The organism is Streptomyces sp. NPDC000410, from assembly GCF_040300305.1.
GTDB lineage: Bacteria > Actinomycetota > Actinomycetes > Streptomycetales > Streptomycetaceae > Streptomyces.
This window is the reverse complement of record NZ_JBEPDM010000004.1, coordinates 212,481-228,999: the sequence shown is the minus strand read 5'-3', so window position 1 is coordinate 228,999 and position 16,519 is coordinate 212,481. Positions and strand designations below refer to the sequence as shown.

Annotated in this window: 11 protein-coding genes, 1 tRNA gene and 1 pseudogene; 5 read left to right on the top strand and 8 right to left on the bottom strand. The window is 71.8% G+C overall.

The window, feature by feature from the left end:
- The first annotated feature begins 35 nt into the window (after nucleotides 1-35).
- From ABT342_RS07950 to ABT342_RS07935, 4 genes and pseudogenes are all read left to right on the top strand, one after another.
- Nucleotides 36-2,576 carry a SpoIIE family protein phosphatase gene (locus ABT342_RS07950; protein WP_351568642.1) on the top strand — a complete coding sequence of 847 codons (2,541 nt, stop codon included), beginning with the start codon at nucleotides 36-38 and terminating at the stop codon, nucleotides 2,574-2,576.
- A 138-nt stretch (nucleotides 2,577-2,714) separates the two neighbouring features.
- Nucleotides 2,715-3,895: pseudogene (locus ABT342_RS07945) on the top strand (ROK family transcriptional regulator).
- Between the two features lie 139 nt (nucleotides 3,896-4,034).
- Nucleotides 4,035-5,387 (top strand): sugar phosphate isomerase/epimerase family protein, encoded by a 1,353-nt coding sequence (locus tag ABT342_RS07940; RefSeq protein WP_351568639.1) that lies wholly within the window; start codon nucleotides 4,035-4,037, stop codon nucleotides 5,385-5,387.
- A tRNA-Leu gene (locus tag ABT342_RS07935) sits at nucleotides 5,353-5,437 on the top strand. The genes ABT342_RS07940 and ABT342_RS07935 overlap by 35 nt, the downstream gene beginning before the upstream one ends.
- Before the next feature lie 64 nt (nucleotides 5,438-5,501).
- Here the strand turns inward: ABT342_RS07935 and ABT342_RS07930 are convergent.
- Nucleotides 5,502-6,299 (bottom strand): N-formylglutamate amidohydrolase, encoded by a 798-nt coding sequence (locus tag ABT342_RS07930; RefSeq protein ID WP_351568636.1) that lies wholly within the window; start codon nucleotides 6,297-6,299, stop codon nucleotides 5,502-5,504.
- 41 nt (nucleotides 6,300-6,340) lie between these two features.
- Here ABT342_RS07930 and ABT342_RS07925 point away from each other — a divergent pair, with 41 nt between their 5' ends.
- Nucleotides 6,341-7,018: a CPBP family intramembrane glutamic endopeptidase gene (locus ABT342_RS07925; RefSeq protein ID WP_351568633.1), complete on the top strand. Its 678-nt coding sequence runs from the start codon at nucleotides 6,341-6,343 to the stop codon at nucleotides 7,016-7,018.
- Between the two features lie 135 nt (nucleotides 7,019-7,153).
- Here ABT342_RS07925 and ABT342_RS07920 read toward each other — a convergent pair whose 3' ends face one another.
- The 7 genes from ABT342_RS07920 to ABT342_RS07890 form a co-directional block, all read right to left on the bottom strand.
- Nucleotides 7,154-9,970 (bottom strand): NHLP bacteriocin export ABC transporter permease/ATPase subunit, encoded by a 2,817-nt coding sequence (locus tag ABT342_RS07920; protein WP_351568890.1) that lies wholly within the window; start codon nucleotides 9,968-9,970, stop codon nucleotides 7,154-7,156.
- A gap of 46 nt (nucleotides 9,971-10,016) precedes the next feature.
- Nucleotides 10,017-12,182, bottom strand: a complete 2,166-nt coding sequence (locus ABT342_RS07915) for an NHLP family bacteriocin export ABC transporter peptidase/permease/ATPase subunit (protein WP_351568888.1) — start codon at nucleotides 12,180-12,182, stop codon at nucleotides 10,017-10,019.
- Between the two features lie 59 nt (nucleotides 12,183-12,241).
- Complete coding sequence (locus ABT342_RS07910; RefSeq protein ID WP_351568630.1) at nucleotides 12,242-13,111, bottom strand: HlyD family efflux transporter periplasmic adaptor subunit; 870 nt, start codon at nucleotides 13,109-13,111, stop codon at nucleotides 12,242-12,244.
- Nucleotides 13,112-13,215: 104 nt separating this feature from the next.
- Nucleotides 13,216-13,443, bottom strand: a complete 228-nt coding sequence (locus tag ABT342_RS07905; RefSeq protein ID WP_351568627.1) for a type A2 lantipeptide — start codon at nucleotides 13,441-13,443, stop codon at nucleotides 13,216-13,218.
- A gap of 410 nt (nucleotides 13,444-13,853) precedes the next feature.
- Complete coding sequence (locus tag ABT342_RS07900; RefSeq protein ID WP_351568624.1) at nucleotides 13,854-14,627, bottom strand: hypothetical protein; 774 nt, start codon at nucleotides 14,625-14,627, stop codon at nucleotides 13,854-13,856.
- Entirely contained in the window at nucleotides 14,627-15,901 is a 1,275-nt protein-coding gene (locus ABT342_RS07895; protein ID WP_351568621.1) for a VWA domain-containing protein, read from the bottom strand. Before ABT342_RS07895 ends, ABT342_RS07900 begins: the two co-directional genes overlap by 1 nt.
- Nucleotides 15,902-15,952: 51 nt before the next feature.
- The coding region (locus tag ABT342_RS07890) for a CAP domain-containing protein (RefSeq protein ID WP_351568618.1) at nucleotides 15,953-16,519 on the bottom strand (567 nt) is incomplete at its 5' end.

Below are 16,519 nucleotides of genomic sequence, written 5' to 3'. Positions count from 1 at the left end.
CGCATCCTTGGCATGTGACCTGGTACGGAGCTGCCATGCCCGGCCCGGCACAGGAGAGCGGGCCGGAGCACGGAACGCGAGACGGCGCCGTCCCCGGCGAGGACGAGCTCGGGCTCGTGCTCGCCGAGGCCGCGGTCCAGGCCATCGGCGCGGTCGGCGGCCATGCCGGCGGGGTGTATCTGCGCTCCGAGACGGAAGGGCTGCTGCGGCTCGCGGTCCTCGTCGGGCTGCCGGGCGAGCTGATGCGCCCGTGGTGGCGCATGCACGTGAACCGGCCGTTCCCGGTCGCCGAGGCCTACCGCTCGGCCGAGGGCATCCACCTCGCCGACGCCGAGGAGGCCATGCGCCGGTTCCCGCAGCTCATGGCCGGAATGCCGTTCCCGTTCGGTTCGATGTACGCGCCCGTCCGCAGCAGCCCGGAGCGGTTCGGGGTCCTGGTGGTCCTGCGCCCCGCCACGCCGGGACACCCGGTCTCCGAGCCGGACCGCCGCCGGCTGAAGGAAGCCGCCCAGCGGCTCGGCACCACCCTCGGCGAGATGCAGACGGCCGGCGTCCGCGTCGAATGGCGCGACGAGCCCGTCGTCGCCCAGTCTGCCGACCCCGTCGGCAACCCGGTGCGCGTCGGCCACTTCGACTGGGACCTCGCGACCGGTGCGCTGGCCGCGGACGACGAGTTCCGCGCCATCATCGGCGCCGAGCCCGGCGGCTTCCCGGGCACCATCGACGCGCTGGCCGCGAAGGTGGCCCACGAGGACGCGCACCAGCTGCGGGCCATCGCCCACGAAGCGGCGTCGGGCGGCCTCCCGGCGGCCCGCAGGCTGCGGATGCGCGGCGCCAACGGCGCGATGACCTTCGTACAGCTCACGGGCCGGCCGGGCGCCGACCGCGACGACGGCGGGCATGAGGGGCGTCGGCTGACCGGGCTCCTGGTGGACCTCGGCAGCGAGGTCACCGCGAGTGAGGCCGACGACCGGCTGCCCGAAGGACTCTTCTCGCTCGACCGGGCGGGACGGATCACGTACGTCAACCGCAGGGCGCAGGAACTGCTGGGCGGCACCCGGTCCGAGCTGACCGGGCAGGTCCTGTGGGAGGCCGTGCCCTGGCTCGACCGGCCCGCCTACCAGGACTACTACCGGGCATCGCTCCTGGCCGGTGACCCCGTCCAGTTCAAGGCCTGCCGCTCCCAGGGGGACTGGCTCGCGGTGGCCCTCTACCCGGGGTACCACGGCGTGACCGGCAAGGTCTCGGCGACGGACCATCCCGTGTACGAGCCGGGCTCCGTCAGCAGGCCGGGCGCCGGCCTCGGGCAGTTCGACTCCCCGGCCGACCGCGCCACCGCGCTGTACCGCCCGGTCGCCCTGGCCATCGCGCTGACCGAGGCGGTCACCGCCCGCCAGGTCTCGGCGGTGGTCACCGAGGAACTGCTGCCCGCCTTCGGCGGCCGCCAGCTGGCCATCTACGTCCTGCACGAGGGGCACCTCTATCTGGCCTGGGAGACCGGCTTCCCCAAGGGGTTCCTCGCACCCTTCGACGGCGTCGGGCTCGACGCCCGGCTGCCCGGAGTGGAGACCCTCACCACCGGCCGCCCGCTCTTCTACGAGTCCATGGAACAGATGGCCGCCGCCTACCCCGGCATCCCCATGGACGCCTCCGTCGGCGCCCGCGCCTTCCTGCCCCTGATCGCCTCAGGCCGCCCCGTCGGCTCCTGCATCCTCGGCTTCGACCAGCCGCGCGGCTTCACACCCGAGGAGCGTACGGTCCTGACCGCGCTGGCCGGACTCATCGCCCAGGCGCTCGCCCGCGCCCAGCGCTACGACACGGAGGCGGCCCTCGCCCGCGGTCTCCAGGACGCGCTGCTGCCGCGCCGGCTGCCGTCGATCGAGAACCTGGAGACCATCGCCCGCTATCTGCCGGGCACCCAGGGGATGGACGTGGGCGGCGACTGGTACGACGTCATCGAGACCGACCGGGGCATCGTCCTGGTCGTCGGCGACGTCCAGGGGCACGGCGTCTCCGCCGCCGCCACCATGGGCCAACTCCGCAGTGCGGTACGGGCGTTCGCGCTCGCCGACCTGCACCCCCGGGAGGTGATGAGCGGCACCAACCGGCTCCTCATCGACCTCGACCCCGGCCTGTTCGCCACCTGCTGCTACGTCCGGCTCGACCCGGCGACCGGAGCCGCCCAGGCCGTACGCGCCGGGCACCCGCAGCCCCTGCTGCGCCACCCCGACGGCCGCACCGAGGTCCTGGACCTCCCCGGCGGTGTCTTCCTGGGCCTCGACGCCGAGGAGGAGTACCCCGTCAGCGAACTGACGGTGGAGCAGGGGGCGGTGCTCGCCCTGTTCACCGACGGACTGGTCGAACGGCCCGGATCGGACATCGACCTGGGCATCGAACGGGTGCGGACCCACCTCGCCGAATCGGGCGGATCCACCCTCGCGGACACCGCCGACCGGCTCGTGAGCGGGGCGCGGCAGACCGAGGACCGTGCCGACGACATCGCGCTGCTGCTCACGGCCCGCTGGTCGGACCGGGCCGGTGGCCGCACCCTCTCGGGCCCCGCGCAGCCGGACTGATCGACTCTTTGTCCTGGGTGTGGGGAAAGTGGTACTGGATTGCTGCGCAACTTCTTCCCCTTGAGGAAGCGCTGCTACGTTCCCCTCGAAAGCCCGACGGAGCAGGCCTACGAAGGCGGGGAGGGGCGCGTGAGACGTATGACGGCTCGACCCGCCAACGCGCACCAGGCGCGGCTGCTGCGGCTGCTGCGCGACGGCGGGCCCAACTCCCGGGCCCAGCTGGGCGACCAGGTGGACCTCTCCCGTTCCAAGCTCGCCGTCGAGGTCGACCGGCTGCTGGAGACCGGCCTCGTCGTCGCCGACGGACTCGCCGCATCCCGCGGCGGACGCCGCTCGCACAACGTCCGGCTGGCGCCCGCGCTGCGCTTCCTCGGCGCCGACATCGGAGCCACCTCGGTCGATGTCGCCGTCACCAACGCCGAACTGGAAGTCCTCGGCCACCTCAACCACCCGATGGACGTACGCGAAGGACCGGTCGCCGTCTTCGAGCAGGTCCTCGCGATGGCGGCCGAACTCAGGGCGTCGGGACTCGCCGAAGGCTTCGACGGGGCGGGCATCGGGGTACCGGGACCCGTGCGCTTCCCCGAAGGCGTCCCCGTCGCCCCGCCGATCATGCCCGGCTGGGACGGCTTCCCGGTCCGCGAGGCACTCAGTCAGGATCTCGGCTGCCCCGTCATGGTCGACAACGAGGTGAACCTGATGGCCATGGGGGAGCAGCACGCGGGCGTCGCGCGCTCGGTGGGCGACTTCCTCTGCGTCAAGATCGGTACGGGCATCGGCTGCGGCATCGTCGTCGGCGGCGAGGTCTACCGCGGCACGACCGCAGCGCCGGCGACATCGGCCACATCCAGGTCGAGGCCGACGGACGCGCCTGCGCCTGCGGCAACAAGGGCTGCCTGGAGGCCCACTTCAGCGGCGCCGCGCTCGCCCGCGACGCCGAGGACGCGGCCCGTGCCGGACAGTCGCCGGAGCTCGCCGCCCGGCTGGAGGTGGCGGGCAGGCTCACCGCCGCCGATGTCGCCGGGGCGGCCGCGGCCGGGGACGCCACCTCGCTCGACCTCATCCGCGAGGGCGGCAACCGCGTCGGCCAGGTCATCGCCGGACTCGTCAGCTTCTTCAACCCGGGCCTCGTGGTGATCGGCGGGGGCGTCACGGGCCTCGGCCACACCCTCCTCGCCGGCATCCGCACCCAGGTCTACCGCCCGTCACTGCCCCTGGCCACCGGCAACCTCCCCATCGTGCTGGGCGAATTGGGCCCCACCGCCGGAGTCACCGGCGCGGCCCGCCTCATCAGCGACCACCTGTTCTCCCCTGCCTGAACCTGAGGACGAAGTCCCAGGAGGAGGAACGGGTGGGCACGAACCACCGACCGGTCCGCACCCACAAGCGCACGAGCACCCGCACCTGGTACCACCCTGCCCCCTCACCGGCCGCACCCGCCCGCCGAGGAGATCCGCCATGGCGCCAGAACCACCGCTCCTCACCATGTCCCACATCACCAAGTCGTTCCCCGGCGTCCGCGCCCTCGACGGCGTCGACCTGGAGGTCAGGGCCGCCGAGGTGCACTGCCTGCTCGGCCGGAACGGCGCCGGGAAATCCGCCCTCATCAAGGTGCTCGCCGGGGCCCAGCAGCCCGACAGCGGGGAGATCCGCCGGCGCGGCGAACCCGCCTCGCCGAGGTCCCCCATCGCCGCCATGCGCCTCGGCATCGCCACCATCTACCAGGGACTCGACCTGGTCGAAGGGCTCTACTCACTGCGCAACAAGGTCTCCACGCTCGGCTTCGCCGCCGTCTTCGCCGAACTGGAGAAGTACGGCTACGACGAGGTCGAGTACGCCGGCTACACCCAGGGCTCCGCGGGCCCCATCACCCTTGCCCAGCTCCGCCGGCTCACCCGCGACCACGGGCTGCGCGCCATCGGCAGCCACGTCGGCTACTACTCCTCCGACCCGAACGCGTACACCTTCGCCCAGAACCTCGACAAGGTCCTCGACGACGCCCAGGCCCTCGGCCTCAGGCACATCGGCACCGCGTCGGGCCGCTGGCGCTACGGCGCCACCGTCGACGGCTGGAAGCGCTGCGCCGAGGAGTTCAACCAGTACGGCGCGGCCGCCGCGGCCCGCGGCATGAAGTTCTACCAGCACAACCACGCCGAGGAATTCTCCTTCGCCACGGACCGGCCCGACATCCGCCTCTACGACGTCCTCCTCGCCGAGACCGACCCTCGCCTCGTCCACCTGGAAATGGACATCTACTGGGCCTACGCGGGACAGTTCCGCTACTCCCGGCGCGCCGACGGCACGCCCGCCCCGTTCGACCCCCTGCGGTACGTCCTCGAGCAGCCCGAGCGCTACCCCCCCTTCCACGTCAGGGACGGCGAGCGCGACGACTCCGCCCGCGACGGCTACCGGATGGTCGACGTCGGGGACGGAGACATCGGCTACCAGCGGTTCATCTCCGAGGTGACCAGGACCCGCGGCCGCCACGACCACCACTGGCAGGCGGAGCACGACAACCCGGTGGAGTCCTTCGCCTTCGCCCGCAAATCCAGCGAGCACCTCCACTCGCTCCGGCAGAAGGACTGCTGGACGTACCCGGCCGGTCACGCACCGTGCCGCCGACGAGGAGATGCGGGCGGCGGCCCCGAGCGTGCCCGCACCAGGTCCGCCCCCACCCCACTGACCACGGAAAACGCGGTTCAGAGGCACCTCGAACCCCTGGTAGAGTTATCCATGTCGCCGCGGGGAACACCCCGGGAGCGGCGAAACACACCTAGTCCGGGTGGCGGAATGGCAGACGCGCTAGCTTGAGGTGCTAGTGCCCTTTATCGGGCGTGGGGGTTCAAGTCCCCCCTCGGACACTTCACGGAACCCCCTGGTTGATCTTCAACCAGGGGGTTCCTCGTTGTGGGCGTTCCGGTTCCGCTACGAGGTCACCTCCCCGACCAGGCACGCGAGCGCCGTCGCGAGTGCGGTGAGGCCCGGACCCGCCGGGCCGCCCGGCTCCTCCATGTACACGTCACGACGTATCTCGATCATCAGGGCGCTGACCCGTTCGTCCACGCCGTAGTAGTCCAGAGGCACGTACGTGCCCGCGAACGGGCTGTTCAGCCCCGTGCCGCCGAAACCCGCGAACGCCGCCTCGGCGAGGGCGACCAGTCCCGCCGGCGTATGGAAGGGATCGGTGCCGAGACAGATCGGCGGACGCGGGCTGTCGCCGTGGAGCTCGTACGGCAACGCCTTCGTCGGATACGAGTGGACGTCGATGACGACCGCCCGCCCCACAGCGGCCAGCCGATCGGCCACCGCCGCGGCCATCGCCCCGGCGTACGGATGGAAATAGCGGTCGATCAACGGCTGAGGGTCCACGTCCGCGGCGCGCAGCCGCCGGCGGTCCGTGGTCCGCGTATAGACCGCGCCCATGCCGACGGCCAGCATCTCCTCGCGCTCGTCGGGGAACCGCTCGGGGTCGACGACCAGTCGCGAAAGGCCGTTGACGAACCGCCAGGGAGTGACGGGGGATGCCGCGGCCGCGGCGGCGGCCAGCTCCGCGGTGTGGGCATCGGTGATGTGGTCGAGTTCGCGACGCAGATCGGGCTCGTCCAGCTCGATGCCGGCGCGCACCGCCTCGGGTACGGTCCGCGAGGAGTGCGGGACATGAAGGATCACCGGTGATTCCTCCGCGCCGGGCAGGAACTCGAAAAACTGGGGCGTTTGGTTCATATTCGTCCTCGCTGTGGTGGCATTCTGAGAAAGACATGCGGATGCTCATCCTGGCAGTCGTGGTGATCGCGGCCGCGAATGTCCTCATCAACCGGCTTGGGCACGCGCTTTACGTGCCCGTCTGCGTCACCGCCGCCGCCGCGCTCCTGCTGATCGCCCGGCGGTCCGGGATCACCTGGGACGAGCTGGGGCTCGGCCGCTCCTCCGTGAGGCGAGGTCTGCGCTGGGGCCTCTGTCTGATCGCGGCGGTCCTGGTGGTCTACCTGGTGGGCCTCGCGGTGCCGTTCACCCGCGCGGCCTTCCACGACGAGCGCGCCGTGGGCCTGCCGGGCGCGCAGTTGGCGTTCCGCGTGCTGGTGCGCGTACCGCTCGGGACCGTGCTGCTGGAGGAGATCGCGTTCCGCGGTGTCCTGTGGGCGATGCTCCGGCGTCGGTGGGGAGCCGCCTGCGCCACCACCGTCTCCTCGGTGCTCTTCGGGCTGTGGCACATCCAGCCCTCCCAGGGCCTCACACGTGCGAACGCGGCGGTCGGGGCGGTCTTCGGTACGGGCGGCCACGCGGTCGCGGTCGCGGTCGCCGCGGCGGTCGTGGGCACCGCCCTCGCCGGCGTGGTGTTCTGCGAGCTGCGGCGCCGGTCGGGGAGCCTGATCCCGCCGGTGGCCCTGCACTGCGCGCTCAACAGCGTGGGCTACGCCCTGGCGTGGGCGGTCGGCCGCTGATGGGGTGGTACCCGATCGGGCGCCTCTTCGGGTCTCGCTTCGGGACCGCTTCGGACCCGCTTCGGGCCCGCCTTCGGGCCCGCTTCGGGCCCGCTTTCGGGGGCCCGGGTCCCGAACAGGCGCCTCATCAGGGTCTCATCCGCTGAACTGCCGCCGCACCAGCTCGTGCAGCTGCCCGCCCGCGTCCGCCAGCAGCTGCGCCGGCGGGCCCTCCTGCACCACGCGGCCGTCCGACATGACGATCACGCGGTCGGCGTCCATGACCGTGGAGAGGCGGTGGGCGATGACGATGCGGGTGGCCCGCAGGGAGCGGGTGCTCTCGATGACGGTGCGCTGCGTCGCGTTGTCCAGGGCGCTCGTGGCCTCGTCGAAGAAGAGGACGCGGGGGCGGCGTACGAGGGCCTGGGCGATCATCAGGCGCTGGCGCTGACCACCGGAGATGGCGCCGCCGCCGGCGATCATCGTGTGCATTCCCATCGGCATGCGCCGGATGTCCTCGGCCAGGCCCGCCATCTCGGCGGCCTCCCAGGCCTCTTCCTGGGAGAAGACCTCGGCGCCGCAGATGCAGTCCAGGATCGACCCCGTCAGCGGCTGGGCGTTCTGCAGGACGACGCCGCACTGGCGGCGCACCGCCGCCTGGTCGAGGGCGGCCAGGTCCTGGCCGTCGTAGAGGACACTGCCCGAGGCCGGCTTGTCGAAGCCGATCAGCAGGCGCAGCAGGGTCGACTTGCCGCAGCCGCTGGATCCGACGATCGCCACGAACTCGCCCGGCCGGATCGTCAGTGACACGTCGTCGAGGACCAGCGGCCCGTCGTCGGTGTAGCGGAAGGAGACCTTCCGGGCCTCGATCGCGCCGGACAGGGCCCCGGGCTGGGTGCTGATGCCGCGCACCTCGGGAAGCTCCTGGAGGACCGGCTTGATCTGTTCGAACATCGGCAGTACGGCGGCGGCCGAGACGAGTGCGCCCGTCAGCTGGGTCACCGACGCCAGCATCATCGTCACGGCCGTGTGGAAGGTGAGGAACTCACCGGCCGTGAGGCTCCCCCGGGCCGGGCCCGCCAGGAGCATGAACATGATCAGGGAGCAGAGGGGCAGATAGACCGCGTCGAGGACCGTGGTCGCGTTGCGGATCCGGCCCGCCCGCCGCTGGAGCTCCCGGCTGCGCGCGAACTGCCCGGCCCAGGCCGCGTACGCGAAGCTCTCGGCCGCCGCGACCCGCAGCTTCGGCAGCCCGCGCAGGGTCTGGAACGCCTGGTTGTTGAGCTTGTTGCCGAGCTCCACCAGCCGCCGCTGCCAGCGCAGCTGCCACAGCCCCAGGCTCAGGAACACCACACCGATCACGATCAGCATCCCGATCGCCGCCAGCGTCAGCGGGACGCTGTAGGCGAGCAGCAGCACGATGTTCATCGCACCGACCGTGCTCGCCTGGACCACCACCGGGCCGACCCCGGACAGCAGCCGGCGGATCGAGCTGATCCCCATCGCCGCGCTTGCCAGCTCTCCCGTGGACCGCTCGGCGAAGAACCGCGTCGGCAACCGCAGCAGCCGGTCCCAGACCGCCGGTTGCAGCGTGCTCTCGATCCGGCCCTCCATGCGCAGGATGGTGAGGTTCTGCAGGAGCATGAAGGCGGCCGAGACGATGCCCGTGACCATGACGGCGAGGGAGACCTGCACGATCAGCCCGGTCTCGGCGTTCGGTACGTACACCCCGAGGACCTGCCCCGTGGCGATCGGCACCAGCGCGCCGAGCGCGACGGTCACCAGGCCCGCGATCACCAGATTGCGGACATCGGGCCGCGTGCCGTGGAGGCTGAAGCGCAACAGCCGCCAGGCGCTCATCGGCCGCTCGGGCAGCGGCCGGTAGAACATGACGGCCCGCGGCTCGAACTCCTCCGCCGTGTCCTCGTCGATACGGCTCCGGCGGCCGCTCGACGGGTTCACCGCCTCGTATCCGCCGCGCCGCCACAGCAGCGCCACCGGTGCGCCGGACGCGGCCCGGTGGCCCACCAGGGGACCGGAGTTCTCCCGCCACCAGGCCCCGTCGAGCCGGATGTCGCGGGTACGGATCCGGGAGGCGACCGCGACGCGCTCGACCGGGGTGATCCGCTCGTCGACGGCGCCACTCGTCGAGGGCTTCGTGGGCTCCGCGAGCGTGATTCCGGCGGCGGACGCGACCAGCCGGCAGGCCGCGTACGTCGCGTCGTCGGACGCCTCCTTCCGGGGCGCACCACGCCGGCCGCCACGGCCCATCGAGGCCACCAGCGCCTCGTCGGCCCGCGCCCGGACCGCCTCGCCGGCCTTCATGCCGGCCGCCGCACGGTCCTCGTGGGCGCGCTCCAGCCGCTCGATCCAGCGGTCGAGCGTCGACAGCAGCCGGAACTGCTGGTTGACCATCTGCTGCCACAGCGCGGCGTCCACGAGCAGGTCGGCGGCCGCCTCGGCGCTGAACGCGGCTCCGTACTGCACACTGCCGGGGAAGACCGGCAGCCACAGGATGTCGTCGTCGGCCACCATCTCCTCGTCTGCCGTCCGGCCGTCGAGCGGTGCCTCGAAGAGCACGCGCTGGCCGCGTCCGACGCCCAGCGCGAAGGCGTGCTCCAGCAGGCTGAGGGTGCCGTCCTGGCTGTCGTACTGGCTGAGATAGCCGTGGTACGGGTCGGCGTACTCCTGCGGCCGGTACAGCTCCCGCAGTGGGATCCGGCGCAGCAGGCACCCCTGCGACGGCCGCGCGACCAGCGTGTGCCGGGGGCCGTCGACCGGACCGAGCAGCAGCCCGCCCCGCTCCAGCCGGCCGAGGAAGTGCCAGTGCCCCTGCTGGGCCGCGTCGACCGCGAACAGGTCCAGCGCCCCGTCGACGACGAGCCACAGCACGTGCGGCCCCTCCAGCGGGAGGCTGCGCAGGCCGGTGCAGTCCACCGGCGCGCCGAGGCCGCCGAGGGCGGCGAGCACCATGTCGTCCGCGCCCGCTCCGGCGACCGACTGCTGAACGGGGATCACCTCAGTGCTCCTTGACCAGTTCGGCGTACGCGCCCCCGCGCGCGACCAGTTCCTCGTGCCGCCCCCGCTCCACGACCGCACCATGGTCGAGCACCACGATCTCGTCGCTGTCGCGCACCGTGCTCAGCCGGTGGGCGATCACGACGCACGCACAGCCGCGCCGCCGCAGATTGTCGATGATCACCCGCTCGGTCTCGGCGTCCAGCGCGCTGGTCACCTCGTCGAGCACGAGAATGCTCGGCCTGCGCACCAGCGCGCGGGCGATCTCCAGCCGCTGCCGCTGCCCGCCCGAGAAGTTGCGGCCGTCCTGCTCCACGCGCCCGTGGATGCCGCCGGGCCGCCGGGCGACGACGTCGTACAGGGCGGCGTCGCGCAGCGCCTCCACGACGTCCTCGTCCGGGATCGACGGGTCCCACAGCGCCACGTTGTCCCGCACCGTCCCCTCGAAGAGGAAGACGTCCTGGTCGACGAAGGAGACGGAGGCCGAGAGCGCCCCGCGCGGGATCTCCTCCAGGCGCTGCCCGTCGATGCGGATCGTACCCTCCCAGGGGCTGTACAGCCCGGAGATCAGCCGGGAGACGGTGGACTTCCCGCTGCCCGAGCCGCCCACCAGCGCGACCTGCTGCCCCGGCCCGACCGTCAGCGAGAAGCCGGTGAGCAGCGGCTTGTCGAGCGGGCTGTAGCCGAACGTGATGTCCTCCAGCGCCACATGGCCCATCAGCCTGCGCGTGCTGCTCCCGGGCTCGCGCCGGGTGTAGAGAGTGTCCACCGGGAAGTTCTCGACGTCCTTCAGCCGGGCCACATCGGCCGCGAAGTCCTGGATCCGGCCCGCCATTCCGTTCAGCCGGGTGATCGGCGCCGTGAAGCGGGTCACGAGCGCCTGGAAGGCGACGAGCAGGCCGATCGAGATGTGGCCCTCCACCGCACGCAGACCGCCGATCCACAGGATCAGCGCGCTGTTGAGCGTCGCGAGGGCCGGCGCCACCACCGCGAGCGCCGCGCTCGGCACGCCGAGGCGCTGCTGCTCCTCCAGCGTGGTGGCGTGCTGTCCGGCCCAGCGGCGGAAGTATCCGTTCTCGCCGCCCGTCGCCTTCATGGTCTCGATCAGCTGGATGCCGGTGTACGAGGTGTTGGTGAGCCGGGCGCTGTCCGCGCGCAGCTTCTGGGTACGGGTGGCGCGCAGCCGGACCACGATCCGCATCGCCACCACGTTGAGCAGCGCGACCCCGATGCCGATGACGGTGAGCTGCGGATCATATGTCCACAGCAGGACCGCGTAGAGGACGACGACGATCCCGTCCACCCCGAACGCGGTCAGATCACGGGCCAGCGTCTCGGCGACCGCGTCGTTGGACTGGAGCCGCTGGACGAGGTCGGCCGGGCTGCGCTGGGCGAAGAACGTCACCGGGAGCCGGAGCAGATGCCGGAAGAACCGGGCGCTGCTCAGCGTGGACGAGATGATCCGCCCGCGCAGCAGATTCGCCTGCTGCAAGCCGGTCAGTACGGCGGTGAGCGCCACCATCGCACCCATCGACGCGAACAGGACGTCCAGCAGCGAGGTCTGACGGCCGACGAGGAACATGTCGATGTACGTACGGCTCAGCGCGGGCAGCGCCGCACCGACGGCGACGAGCAGCAGGCTGGCGAGCAGCGCGGCCAGCAGTGTGCCCGTGGTGCCCCGCAGCCGGGCCGGGACGGTCCCCAGCACCCCTGGCTTACGGCCGCCCCGGCGGAACCCGCCGCCCGGCTCGAAGACCAGCACCACACCCGTGAAGCTGGTGTCGAAGTCCTCCGTCGATACGAACCGGCGGCCCTTGTCGGGGTCGTTGATGTGCACGCCCCGGCGGCCGAAGCGCCGCCCCATGCCGTCGTAGACGACGTAGTGGTTGAACTCCCAGAAGAGGATGGCGGGCGCCTGCACCCCGGCGAGCGCCGCCGGTTCCATCTGCATGCCCTTGGCCTGCAGCCCGTAGCCGCGCGCCGCCTTCAGGACGTTGCTCGCGCGCGAGCCGTCGCGGGAGACACCGCAGGCGATACGGAGCTCTTCGAGCGGTACGTGCCTGCCGTGGTGGCCGAGCACCATGGCGAGCGCGGCGGCGCCGCACTCGACGGCCTCCATCTGGAGCACGGTGGGGGTGCGGACGCTCTTCTGCCTGGCGGGCTTCACGGGCTTCGCGGCCCGCCTCGGGTTCTGGGCGCGGCGGCGGTTCGGGGCCGGTGCGGTCGTCACGGGAGCAGCCAATCGATCGGACGCTGGTCGGCGAGGTGGACGGAGCCGGTGGTGAGCGTCATGGAGTCGATCGCGTACGGCGGCCCGCCCGCCGAGGACCACGCGTAGCCGGACTCCGTACGAGGTGACCGCTCCAGCTCCACCAGCACCGGCACGGGCCGACCCGGCCGCGAGAACTGCTCGCCCAGCTGGCTGTCGCCGAGGAACCCGGTGATCTGCTGCCGTGTCTGGGCGGTCCGCCCGATGGCCTTCACCCGGCCGCGCAGCACTCCGTACTGCTGCGACGGCACGGACTGCACGGTGAGATCGACGCGCGCGCCGGCCGGTACCGTCGAGCCGCCCTCGGCCGGCAGGTACAGCATCGCCATCAGGGGAGCGGACGCGTCGTCGACGCGCTCCAGGACCGCCACGTCCGCGCCGGTGGTGACGACGGCGCCGATCGTGGCGACGAGGGCGGTCACGCGGCCCGCAGCGATGGTACGGATGACGGTGTCGTCCGCCGACTCGTCGCCCTGCTCGCCCTGTCGGTCCTCCGGCCGGTCCTCCGGCTGGTCCTCTCGCGTCGCCGTACGCACCTTCAGCAGCGGCGCCCCCGCGGGGAGCCGCTTGCCCTCCGCAGCGAGCACTTCGGTCACCTGGCCCGCGACCGGACTCTGCAGGACATAACTGCCCTGAGCGTGCGTGAGAATGCCGGGTGCGCTGAGCGTGGACGAAACGGATCCGGTAATCGCCCAGAAAGATGCCGCCGCCATCGCGACAACCGTCACGGTCAGGACAAGCCAGCCCTGCGGCCGGGCGAATCGCACCGGCAGATCGATTTCTTCCGGTGATTGCAGCTTGGAAAGGGCCTTTTGGCGGAACTGCACGAAACTCTTCCCTCGGCTGCGAATGTCCGAATCCGGATGTTAAGGGTGCGGTGATCGCAATGAGCCCCGGAACAGGTAATGTTCCGGGGCTCATTCACACGGTCTCAGAGACCGGCGACCAGGCCGGTGACGGCCGAGGTGTTCAGGCCGGTGGCCGACTCGACGGTGCCGACGACGGAGCCCACGACGCCGGAGACCGGGACGATGCCGTCGAGCGTGCCGGTCACACCGGCGACGGCGCCGCTGGCCACGGCGCTGTGCAGGCCACCGGAGACGTTGTCGAGGTCGGCGTCGGAGATCTCGGCGGTCTCAACCTGGGGGGTGAAGTTCATGACGAGGGCTTCCCTTCATATGCAATTTCTCAAAGACCGCGGTGCAACTCCCGCAGTGCGCAGGATCAAAGCACGTGATCGCGCCCAACAGCCAGTCGGACAACTGTCCGTCAGGTGGGCGACCCGTCACTCGATTAAGCCCTCGTGCAGAGGTGTCCACGAGGTGGTGGCCACTTCTTCACAAGCTTCACCGGCTCGGTTCCGGATGGGTGAATCGGCGGGCCGCATACGAATCGGACACTCCTGCCCCAATGGCCAGGCATGCGGATTGGTGGGGCGGGTGGACGGCTGCTGCTGTGCATTGGTTGGGTGTCAGGTGTGCAGGTTTGCGGAAGACGGGATTCCGTGGGGGTGTGCGAAGGGGCCGTACCCCTGCGGGTACGGCCCCTTCGCGCGCCGGGCGGGATCTGTCAGGTCCCCGCGCCCCGCGGTACGTGCGCGGGCCGGCCGTTGCCACGGGTGAGGGTGTAGCCCCAGATGCCGGCCAGCGCGGCCAGGGCCGCGCCCGCGGCCGTCCACAGCCAGCGCGAGGACCACCAGCCGGACGACCAGCCGCCGTCCGGCTCGGCGGACGGGCCGGAGGAGGGGACGAGCGGGGCGGACAGGGAGCCGTCCACAGCGGCGGCGCCGCCGGCGTCGGACATGGTGATGTCGAGCGTCGCGTCGACCGGCTGGCCGAGGTCCCCGGCAGCGGCGCCGACGACCGTCAGACGGACGTAATAGACCCCGGGCAGAGGGTCGTCGGCCCATGGCTCGGACCAGGCGCGGACCGTGCGCAGGGCGCAGGACAGGTCGACGGCGGCGGCGTCCGCCGGGGCGGTCCGGGTGTTGGCTCCGTAGCGGCAGGCCTGGTGGCGGCGCAGTCCGTCGTACACGTCGAGCTGCCAGGTCTGGGCGGCGCGGCCGGCGGTGGACTCGGGGAGCTTCACGGAGGCGCGCACGGTGGCGCGTTCACCGGCGTCCGCCGGGAACTGCCAGTACAGGTAGTCGCCGGTGGACGCGCTCGCCGTGGCCCGCTGCCCGGGTCGCACCACGGTGGCCGTCCGGAAGGACGTACCCGCCTCGGTGGGGCCCGTGGCGGCGGAAGCGGACGGGGAAGGGGTCTCGGCGGCAGCCGCGCCAGGGAAGGCGAGCAGCGCGGCGCAGGCCAGGAGCAGGCTCGCGCAGGTCCGTACGGTACGCATCAGTTGGTCCTCCAGACGGAGACGCGCCAGCGCGACAGCCAGCCCCAGAGCAGTCCGGCGGCGAAGCCGGCGAGGACGAGAACGGCGAGCAGCCACCAGCCGTGGCCCAGGCCGAAGAACGCGGCGTCGGTGGCCTCGTCGGGGCCGTCGACGACATCGATCGTCAGTTCCACGGGCAGGCCCGGAGCCGTCTTCACCGAGGCGGGGGCGGAGAAGGAGTTGCTCACGCGCAGGCATACGGTCTCGGCCGCGGGCTTGTCCGTGTCCGCGTCGTCGATGTCGGCCCTGGGATAGCGCAGACCGGTCGAGACGACGTCCGTACGGCCGTCTCCGGCCGCCTCGCCGCGGACGATCTCCCGGCCGTGCACGGTCGACGCGCGCAGCAGCACGCCGTAGTCGCGGTTCACGTCACGGTCCGCGGCGATGCTCACCGACGCGCGCAGCTCCTGGCCGGGCAGCACGTCGACCCGGTACCAGCGGTGCTCGCCGAAGGTCTCGCGGTCGCTGTAGAGCCCGCCCGTCAGCCGCGGCGCGTCCGCGCAGCGGTCCGCGCCCTTGACCGCCACCGGGGTGACGACCGGGTCGGCCGCGCGGTCCACCAACTGGTTCACCCGGTCGGACAGTTCGTCCTTGTGGCGGATCGACGTGTACGTACCGCCGGTCGCCTCCGCGATGCACATCAGCTGCTGCTGCATCTTGGCGTTCGGCACCAGACCCAGCGTGTCGATGGTCAGGCCGATGCCCTTGGCCGCGATCTCGCGGGCCACCTCGCACGGGTCGAGCGGTGCGCAGGTGTCCTCGCCGTCCGTGATGAGGACGATCCGGCGGCTGGCGGCGGAGCCCTCCAGGTCGTCCGCGGCGCCCAGCAGCGCGGGCCCGATCGGCGTGAAGCCGGTGGGCACCAGCGTCGCCACGGCGGTCTTCGCCTCGGTCCGGTCCAGCTTGCCGACCGGGTACAGCTGCCGGGTGTCCTTGCAGCCGGTCTCGCGGTCCTTGCCGGGGTAGTCCGCGCCGAGGGTGCGGATGCCGAGCAGTACGTCGTCGGGTACGGCGTCCAGCACGTCGTTGAACGCCTGCTTCGCCGCGGACATGCGCGTCTGTCCGTCGATGTCGCGGGCACGCATGGAACCGCTCACGTCGAGGACGAGTTCGACCTTGGGCGGTTGTTTCGCGGGCTCGGAATCGTCCGCCCATGCGGCGGTTGGGGCGAGGCCGCCGGTGAACGTGACCAGCAGGCCGCAGACTCCGGCCGCCAGTCGCTTGCTTATGATCATCGGCGGATCATAGTGATCACGTCGGACCTGCCCCAAACCCGCAGCTGTCTGTCAGAGGGCCGTGCCGAACGCCTGGGTCCACCACGGGCCGCCCACCGCGTGGTGCACGCCCACACCGATCTCCTTGAACGCGCAGTTGAGGATGTTCGCACGGTGACCCGGGCTGTTCATCCAGGCGTCCATCACGGAGATCGGGGTCTGCTGGCCCCTCGCGATGTTCTCGCCGTATCTGCGCCACTGGTAGTCGGCCGCGTCGATACGGTCGCCCGGGTCGGCGCCGTCCGGGTTGGTGTGGTCGAAGTAGCGGCGCGCGGCCATGTCGGTGGAGTGGCTACGGGCAGCCCGCGCGAGCTTGTGGTTCCCGCGCACCGGGCCGCAGCCCGCCTTGTCCCGCTCGGCGTTGACCAGGTCGACGACCTGCTGGACGGTGAAGCTCGGCGGTCGGAGCGGAGACTGCGGGGGCCTCGGGGGCTGCTTCTTCCAGGGCTTGTGCGGGTGCTGCTTGGGCTTGTGCGGGTCGTGCTTGTGCGGGTGCTGCTTGGGCTTGTGCGGGTCGTGCTTGTGCGGGTGCTGCTTGGGCTTGTGCGGGTCGTGCTTGTGCGGGTGCTGCTTGGGCTT